The 6,000-nt window shown below is 41.4% G+C and carries 5 protein-coding genes; all 5 read right to left on the reverse strand.

The genetic code is table 11. The features are described from left to right. Positions 1-47 precede the first annotated feature (47 nt). On the reverse strand, positions 48-1,553 hold the full coding sequence (locus tag D0T85_RS09425; RefSeq protein WP_163212581.1) for an Mfa1 family fimbria major subunit: 1,506 nt from the start codon (positions 1,551-1,553) through the stop codon (positions 48-50). Positions 1,554-1,732: 179 nt separating this feature from the next. After that, positions 1,733-3,391: a hypothetical protein gene (locus tag D0T85_RS09430; RefSeq protein ID WP_163212583.1), complete on the reverse strand. Its 1,659-nt coding sequence runs from the start codon at positions 3,389-3,391 to the stop codon at positions 1,733-1,735. A 153-nt stretch (positions 3,392-3,544) separates the two neighbouring features. Next, on the reverse strand, positions 3,545-5,023 hold the full coding sequence (locus D0T85_RS09435; protein ID WP_163212585.1) for a DUF3868 domain-containing protein: 1,479 nt from the start codon (positions 5,021-5,023) through the stop codon (positions 3,545-3,547). A 109-nt stretch (positions 5,024-5,132) separates the two neighbouring features. Next, positions 5,133-5,735, reverse strand: a complete 603-nt coding sequence (locus D0T85_RS09440; protein WP_163212587.1) for a DUF3575 domain-containing protein — start codon at positions 5,733-5,735, stop codon at positions 5,133-5,135. A 4-nt stretch (positions 5,736-5,739) separates the two neighbouring features. Further along, positions 5,740-6,000 (reverse strand): hypothetical protein (locus tag D0T85_RS09445; protein ID WP_163212589.1); only part of this gene is annotated, 261 nt, incomplete at its 5' end.

Consider the following 6,000-nt stretch of genomic DNA (forward strand, 5'->3'; position numbering starts at 1 on the left):
TCCGGGTTTAAATAACCCAAAACTCAAAACTCAAAATTTCAAACTAATTAGCGTGGTTCAAGTGGTCCTCCTTGTCTAACACGTGTCCAGTCTTTTACAACCAAATTCACGTGCAAATATGTGTCTTTTTTCGGATCAAGTGGATCTGGCTCTTCTGTATCAATATCACCACCCGGGCTAGAATATCCACAAGCCAATACTTTATTGATAGTTAACTCATAGTAATGGTTACGAACAATATCATAGCGCTCTGTGATTTCTTTCAGCTCATCATAAAGCGGAATAATGTAATAACAATAACAATTTTTATATTCCTCTATTACATATTCGCCGTCCAGTAAGCCAAGTTCATTTTTTGCTACATCATCTGCATCATTAGCATCCAAGAAAAATCTATTATCATAATAATCTTCTCTTAGTTTATTGTTACGGATACGATAGAAATCGTATGTGCCAACAGCAGCAGCATTATCACTTTCAGTAGTAGCACCGGAAAGCACAACCTTATCCGGATTAAATTGAGCTTTCACAGATACAATAGTTGCATTTCCATAAGTAGGTTCTGCATTTGTATTTTCCACCGCGTAAGAATATTCACCGCCTTTAGCTGAAATTATACTACCACCTTTTTTAGTAAATGGAGTTTTATAAGTTAAAGCAGTAGCATCGTGCAGGTCGGGCCAGTAATTGGTTGGTTGTGTTTCATCTACAGGATATGCGGTATGATAAGGAGATTGAAATAAGTTTGCTCCTCCAAAATTAGGAAAGAAGTGCATTGCATTTGGGTTGTTGGTTACAACATATTCAATACTTTCTGGTTTTATCAAACCTTTTGCATCAACATGTAAAAGAGTTCCATCATCTTGCAAACCAACAGATGTATCAACTTTAGCAACACCACGGCCAATACGAATTGTAACATAATTGAGTTTAGGATTAGATAATTTCCCATCTGCTACAATCTGATCGTAAGTGGCTAGTTTCAACTCTTTTGTAGTATATTCTATCTGCTTATAGTCCTGATTAAGATCCATTTCAACACCACTTGTCATGAAGAAATTACCTTTTTTACCAGCTTTGTTTACTGATGCCTGATCAACAAATTCCCCAAATGAAGATGCATTTATTCCATTGATAACCTGATTCAAATTATCAAGATGTTTGCCTATCAAATCGGTAAGAGCAAATGTTGCAGCCGATGGTACATTGGCTACAGCAATAAAATAATATGTACCCGTTGTAGCTTTGTAAATGTTTTGTTTTTTAGTTGTACCATCTGCCTCATAAGGTTCGAAGGTAAACACTTTAGTAATAACCTTGTTAGAGTTCAACATAAAAACAGCTGCGCTGTTTATTGTTGTTTCTACATCTTCTGCTGGTGCTTCAGGATACAGGGCACGAGTAGAAGAGTTATCCTGTAGCAGATCAAACTGTACATAGGTTTCTTCACCTACTTCTTCCGGCAAATTTACATTGCCTTCATTGTCTGAACAACTTGCAAATCCTAAAGAAATTGCAGCTGCCATCATTGCATACTTAAAATTCATTTTCATTTTTTTTGTTTATTGGTTAATAAATAATATTGGGTTTCCCCGATTGTTAATTCAATTTGTTTTAGACACGGATTGCGCGGATTACACGGATTTAAATACACGGATTTATTTTTTAAAACCGGTATTTAATCCGTGTTTAAAATCCGTGTAATCTGCGTCATCCGTGTCTAAAATTTTATTCATAATTTATCTAAGTGTTCACGTAAATTATAATCCCGGATCATCTTACTTATCTCCGGATCGCGTTCCGCACGGTTTATCTTGCCTGGATCCAGGCGACAAGCTTCCATTAAGTGATCAACTGCGGCCTGCATTTCCTTCAATCGGCTACACAAGATAGCGGCCAGGTAGTGTGTATTTGCTGTTTGCGGCAGGGTGGCAAGCATATTGTAAGCCCGCCCGTTATAACCCAAACAGGTTAGTGTTACAGCAGTATTGTAATCATCATAGTCACTCAGTATATTCAGGGCACGCTGATATTCGCGATTCCTCAACAGTTTCAGGGCGTGCATGTATTCAGTACGCTGATCGGTAGTGAATTCCGGGTTACCCAGCAAGCTACCGTCGGCCAACTCGTCCATCGAAGATATTACGTAGCTCAGTGTATCTACATACTGTATTTTATAATAACTGCGGTCTACTGCGGTGATGTTACCTCCAAGGGTTAGTTTCAGGTTTTTCATACCTGCTGTTACCGGGTAGGTACGTGTGTAACGGTAGCTGTAATTTTTACCAGGAATAATTGTTGTACTAAAATGAGCATCCGGTCGATAAGGCGCGGGAACCATGTACTTAAATACTTCTTGCTGACGCGAACCTCTTGCTTCGTTGGCGGCTATTTTATCGTGCAACAGATACTCATTTGCCAATGCAATAGAGTCTTTGTCGCGTGGTAGCAATGGACTCAGATCTTCGGGAGTGATATTTTTAAAATAGAATTCACGATATTGTATAGGAACAGCATCCAGTGTTATCTGGCGTTTAACAGGTGACGATTCGATAATTTTCTTGCGCTCTGAGCGATATTTACGACCCAATTCGGTGGTATCGGCCCGCATAGCTATCCGCCGGTTAAATAGTGCCCGGTATTTTTGTTCATGTTTTATTAACTTCTTCCGTAATTCTTCACCATGTTTTACATTATATGTATCGTATTTGGCTTGTTGGGTGTTGCGCCAATCGCGATATTCCTGCATCAGCGACCATTTGTTGTAATAAGAACCGAGTTCTGTTTGTCGGCGACGGCCCAGTTCGCGGTTCACTCCATGCCGATCTACAAATGCAGAATCGTAAGCAGTGGGGTCAATTATACCATCCAGATACTTTTGATAGCGCTCGTAATCCTGCTGCTGTAGTTCAATAAAGTTCTTACCACGAAGTACAACATCTTCTAACGCCACTACCGAATCGTTATGCAACAGATTGGGGGTAATTGTTAGTTGAAAGTCGTCCGACAAATAAGCTTCGGGTACGTGAATAATAAAATCAATATTCACCAAACCTTCGCGTACTGGGGCAAAACGTGCTCGTGAAGTGACAGTTACCTGCGACAATGCATATACCTTATTGGTATCTAACCGGGCTTCGTCCTGATGGTTATCGGTTATAGAAGCATCAAGAGGCTCCTGACTATAGTTTACCTGCTCATTCAGTACCATAGCGCCCCGACCACCATCGCCCTGACCTGAACGATCGCCTGGATGAGTGATTGTAATTTGTGAACGCTCAAGAAACAATTGTTCAGTTAAATGGCGTTTACGGGTACTATTATTGGTACATGATGCTAACATTAACAGGATGCCAATAAGGTATAGGTATGTGTATGTTCTCTCTCTCATAAAATTTAATGTCCAATAGGATAATGTGCCAATATGCCAATATACTAATGTGTCAATTTACCAATGTGCCAATGTGCAAATAGGATAATGTGCTAATAGATCAATTATGCGCAGCCAATTAACATATTGGCATATTAGCACATTGGCATATTATCATTTCCGTTTCAATTCGTCTTCTTTCTTCTTTGCCAGTTCTTGCAAGTTGTGAGCAGCTTCAGTTACACCGCCAACAGATGCTTGGTTCAACAGGTCGGCGGCTTTGTCTAATTCGCCACGCATCATGTAAATAACACCCAGGTTGTTCCAGGCCTCGGGTAAAGCAGGGGCTTTTTCAAGTAAACGAAGGGCGGTGTTTTCTTCGCCATTCTCTATCAACAGGGCGGCGGCATTGTTCATGGCAACCGGGTCGCTGTCGAAGTATTTGGGAATAATTTCCATGAGAATGCGTTTGTATTCCGGACTATCCTTGCCGTATTCGAGCGCTACGCTGTAAAGTTCCAACTGCGACAGATTTTCGGGGTTCGTGTTCATCAGCTGACGAGCTTCGGTGGTGCTGTAGTTACGTACCGAGTAATCGATCTGGTATTCTACGCGGCGAAGCTCGGGGAATATGTCGCGAAGCAAAGTATTGTAAACAGAAAGGCCTTTCAGTTGGGCTTCTTTGGCATCGTATTCTGAACTGCCATCGATAATAGCCAGTACACGGTCTTTCTGGGCAATGTTGCTTTCTTCTACTTTTTGTTTCAAACCAGCCCAGTCTTCGGCGGTTGAGCGAACGCTGAAAAGGTTTTCGGCTAGCATATAACGGTTCTTGATATAGTCTTTCAATGCGATGGCACGTTCGCGAGCCAGTTTGTCGTTACTGGTGTATCTGCCTTCGGGTGAGGCATAGCCTTCGATAAACAATCCGGTGATTTGTGCATCTTGATCGCCCATTACTTCAAGGAAAGCATCGTTGATTTTGCCTAACTCAACCGGGTTACGACGGAAGTCGGGAAGAATTACTGAGCGGCCAGCCTGAAAATCAAGGAATGCACTACCCTGGCGGTTACGGGTCTTCACTTCGGCTTTAGGAGCTACTAAAGCAACCAACGATTGTACTTCGTAAGGGGCACGAGGAGCCATCTTTACTCGGTCGCTTAGCTTGTAGGTGTAAAGATTTACTTCACTGCGGCAACCAATCAGTTCCTGACGGAGGTACAAATGAGCATTGTCCATCCAACTTTCGTAAGGCAATGCGGTTTGATAGGTCATATTTTCGTCGGTGAATTTATTGGCATTCACAATCATTTGGGGGGCATCGTAAAGAGACAACCATTCGTCGCTGGCAACCATAAACCAACGGCTGTTGATCTTTGAACGGGTTTTACCATTTAACTGAACGTAAGGTAAATCCATGGTTTGCTTGCCGTTACGGAGCTCGGGTGTAAAATACATGCTCGAACAATTGGGAACGGCATTGGCTTCTACTTTAATGTTGAAGCAAACTATTAAACTGTCGTTACGTTCGGAGAAATCGGTCGATTCTACGTAAACGGAGCCTTTGTAGTTTTGGGCGTTGATGGTGCCACAGATAGTTAAGAAGAGTATAAAGGCGGTTAAGTAACCTTTTTGTTTATTTTTATTTTTCATCTTTTTGTTATTTTTGGTTCGAAACGCAGATTAACGCGGATTATTTAATTAGAGATTAATCCGCGTTAATCCGCGTTAATCTGCGTTTCTAAAATCAGTAGCTTCATTTTCATTTCAAAAAATAAATCAAACTCAACCCAATCTTTGTTGGCCCAACATAGTGCGTAGTGCCTTCGTCGAGTTTCAAACCGCATTTAGGTGCTTCAAACTTTTCGTAATCAATGTATGCGTAGCCAAAGCCAATGGTGGCCTCCATGGACCAGCGGGGAGAGAGCAGCCAATGATAACCCCACGAAACACCTCCACCGGCCAGCCAACCGCGATAGCGGTGATCTTTTAAACCACTGATAAAACCTATGTTACCTACATTGAAGTTAGAGTAGTGACCATGAACACCGAAGAAGTGACCTACAAAACTTTCGCAAAGCCAGTAGCGAACTTCGGGTTGAACAGTCAGGTTCTTCCACTTGGTATTATCCTTGAAAGTGAAAGGGTTGTACATTACTGGCACATCAAGGGTTAAACGTTTACTCAGCTTTAGCTCAACGCCAAGATTCAAGCCCAGACTTACATCGTAAAGTAAATTACTTTTCACTGCAAGACGTGGAACAGGATCGTAAAGGCGGTAAGATGTAGCTTCTTGTGAACGAAGAACCCCTGAGACCAGCGCGAAAACAAGGATGAATATGAATTGAATACGTATATGTCGCATAACATTAATTTGTTTTAGTGTTAGTAAGCCAACTATTGAAAGAACGGTTAAATTGTAAAAGACAGCGGGGAAACTCGCCTTTGAACTCGGCTGGGATAAAAGGAGAATCAACCACTTTGCGCAAACAAAGAAGTAAGTCAACTAAAGTTTTTTTGTCCAGATTACTTTTAGTGCCTTCAAGATAACTACGCAAACGAACACGTTCTAAAACAGCATTGCGTCTCTTCTCTGTACTAAACATGGACAAATCGGTATCTGCGCATAA

The organism is Bacteroides sp. 519, from assembly GCF_010500955.1.
Classification (GTDB): Bacteria; Bacteroidota; Bacteroidia; order Bacteroidales; family Bacteroidaceae; genus Bacteroides.